Origin of the sequence: Pedobacter sp. (genome assembly GCF_045628745.1) — a bacterium.
Taxonomy (GTDB): domain Bacteria; phylum Bacteroidota; class Bacteroidia; order Sphingobacteriales; family Sphingobacteriaceae; genus Pedobacter.
Genome location: NZ_JAZQPU010000382.1, coordinates 1 through 2,911, shown reverse-complemented (window position 1 = coordinate 2,911; position 2,911 = coordinate 1). Strand labels below are relative to the sequence as shown.

The 2,911-nt window shown below is 37.8% G+C and carries 4 protein-coding genes; all 4 read right to left on the bottom strand.

Annotation, left to right across the window (positions count from 1 at the left end; translation table 11 throughout):
* The coding region (locus ACR2F7_RS14010) for a LacI family DNA-binding transcriptional regulator (protein WP_432714172.1) at positions 1-195 on the bottom strand (195 nt) is incomplete at its 3' end.
* Positions 196-568: 373 nt separating this feature from the next.
* Complete coding sequence (locus ACR2F7_RS14005; RefSeq protein ID WP_432714171.1) at positions 569-1,162, bottom strand: GIN domain-containing protein; 594 nt, start codon at positions 1,160-1,162, stop codon at positions 569-571.
* A 266-nt stretch (positions 1,163-1,428) separates the two neighbouring features.
* Positions 1,429-1,860, bottom strand: coding sequence for a GreA/GreB family elongation factor (locus ACR2F7_RS14000; protein WP_432714170.1), 432 nt, complete (start codon positions 1,858-1,860; stop codon positions 1,429-1,431).
* Positions 1,861-2,356: 496 nt separating this feature from the next.
* Positions 2,357-2,911, bottom strand: a 555-nt coding sequence (locus ACR2F7_RS13995) for an endonuclease/exonuclease/phosphatase family protein (protein ID WP_432714169.1), incomplete at its 5' end; no start/stop codon positions are given.

The window sequence follows — 2,911 nt, the reverse complement described above, 5'->3', positions numbered from 1 at the left end:
GGTCCCCGTGCGTAAACTTCTGGCAATCTGGTTTGGTTTATAGCCTACTTCTTTAATAATTTCCTGTACCCTCTTGATGACCGCAGCACTGATATTTTTTTCTACGCCTTTTCCATTGATGACAAATGAAACAGTGGTAATGGAAACATTGGCTTGCTTGGCAATGTCTTTAATGGAATAGGCTTTTGTTGACATAGAGCGCATTTTAGGTAAAGCAAATCTATAAAATAAAGCCGTATTATAAAGAAGCAAGATTTAATGCAGCAGATTTAACGGTACTTTATCCTTCAGCCATTCTACAAATAACGATCAAGTAATAGATCAGTTATCCGTGAGCAGGCTTTGACAGGGCCTTTGCACAGCCTTTGTATATCGCCCGGATAAGCAATGGCCCTATGAAGGCCCTGCCAACGCCCTCTAAACCTATAGCTGATGGTAACTGCCCTATTAATTAAAAACATGCTGTTTTCTCCGTTTTCTGCGGTGCTTACACACGAAAAAGCCGCAGCATTTTTCGATGATACGGCTTCTTGATTAGAATGTCCCGGAATGTAACGATGCTGGCAGTTTATTTTTTGTTAGCCGCATAACTTGATTTAACAGTCATGGTTTGTGTTTTTCCGGAGTTAAACTTGTCCATTTTTAGTTTTACATACTCTCCTTTAACCAGTTGATGTTGTAAAGTAGTGCCGCTCAATTTTAATTTTGAATGATCTTTGATCACAGTATATAAGCTTGTAGTATGTGCTTTAACATTTGCTCTGGCATTGTCTTTTAATAAAATTTGCAGTGCATCTAAATTAAAATCGCCTTGAGTGCTCACAGTAGTATTTTGAGAGGCATCGATTCTTTTTAAATCTTTCAAGTAAACATAAACGGTAACGCGGTTATTGTCTACACTGCTGATGAATAATTTTCCACCTTTCTTTTTGATCGATACTTTAGCTTCCTCATTGCCAAAGGGAACAACTTTAATGTTTTCTTTGTTGCCATGGATCAAGTAGACATCTACATTACCAGAGGTTACTACCATATTTACATTCATAGCTGTAGCAGCTACTGTAGATTTTGGTGTGTCATTTTCAAAGCTTGCAAATGCTGAAGTTGTTAAAAATAAAGCAGTTAATGCTGTTGCGAATAGTGTTTTGATTGAAGTTTTCATTTCCTTAAGTTTTTAATTTTCTTTAAATCTTTGTGAATAAGACGACTTCATTTCAAAAACGTTTCAGGCAAAACTGGGGTTTTATACGAGGTTAAACAATAAATCGACCAACTGCCATTTTTGTTATACTTACGGGATTAACATTTTTTGAGTATCGATGTAACTTAGGCTGAATGCGTGGGGAAGGTTGCATTATTTAGCGCTGAAATTGGCATAAAAAAGCATCCTGTTTTTTGCAGGATGCTTCATTGTTGTTAAAAACGTTGTTATAAAACAGGTTGAGCAGAGGCCTTGAATGAATTTAATTTCAAAACTGATGTTATACGGTAGGCTTTTATACCGCCCGTCATTTCCCATTGTAACTCGGCCCCTTCAGGGTAACCCAACATGGCTACCCCTATTGGCGACAATATAGAAATGGTCTGGTGTTTTCTTCGGGCTTTACCGGGGGCCACTAGATCATAGGTAAATTCATTTCCCGTGGTCAGCTCTTTAACCCTAACCCGTGTATTTACATCTACAATGTTTTGAGGCAAGGCACTCCTTAATACCTGGGTAGCCGACTTTAACTCCAATTCTAACTTGGCTTCGTTGTATTTACTGAGTTTTCTTGTCCTGATATGGCTTTTTAAAAGATCAAAAATACCTCGGGAAAGAATGATTGCTGTTTGATCTAATTTTACGACTGTTGTATTCATTTGGGTTTGTAATTAAAAGGTGAAAATTATGTGATACTGGTCATCTGGCCCCGGCATTAAATACCGGAGCCTAATTTTCAAAGATTTTACTACCCAATCTTTTAAGTTGAAAGTTACTATGCTTAAAGCCTGGAGCACTGTTCGCTGACAGCGGTACGCGCAGCAAGAAAAAAAAGTTTGAGGCATTAAGACATAAAAATGCAGCACTGCATAAACAGGGTTCCATTGAAAACTTCATGAAATGAATATTAAAAATGACTGATGCTGCTGCAATAAGCATTAAAACAGCAAAGGATTAATTTATTAGAAATGAAGACCCCTGCCCAGTTGTAAAGGGTGGGGCTTAATTAATAAAGTCCTTGCTGCTTTTTAGAAAAGAATCTCTAAAGCGATATGGTAAAGAAAGAAAACGATGCTGTTGAGTTTCCATTAAAACAAAGGTAGCTCTTATTTTTGGATATAAAAAAGAGCTACCGTCTAACAATCATTGAACTGCTTATTTCCACCTCAGCTCTACCAGCACAGGGAAATGATCTGAGGGAAATTTACCCATGTAGGTGTCAGTAAGTATTCCCCAACGTTGTGGATAAAAATGTGGAGTAACAAACACATGGTCTATAATACCACTGCTTTCCAGTGATTTACCCCATCCGTTAAAAGAAGAGTTATTAACATAGGGGTACTTAACCTGTGTATAAGTGTCTAATAACATACCTGAGTTCTTTAAAATCAGGTACCATTCACTTTGCTGATCACCATTTAAATCGCCAGTAAAGATGGCAGCTTGTTTACCTGCAATTTCACTGATCTTTTTAAGCATGAGCTTACTGCTTTCCACCCTCGCTATTTTACCCTGATGATCAAAATGGGCATTGAAGAAATAAAACTTTTTACCACTTTTAGCATCCTGCAGATAAACCCAGGAGCAGATACGGTTACAACAGGTAGCATCCCATCCCAAACCAGGTTTGTCGGGGTTTTCTGCTAACCAGAAGTCGCCTTTATTTAAGAGTTTAAATTTGTCTTTAAGGTAAAAAATAGAGGCGCGCTC

Bases quoted from the DNA above. Each gene is read 5' to 3' on its own strand.
- ACR2F7_RS14005 (WP_432714171.1), bottom strand. From the start codon at position 1,162: ATGAAAACTTCAATCAAAACACTATTCGCAACAGCATTAACTGCTTTA.
- ACR2F7_RS14000 (WP_432714170.1), bottom strand. From the start codon at position 1,860: ATGAATACAACAGTCGTAAAATTAGATCAAACAGCAATCATTCTTTCC.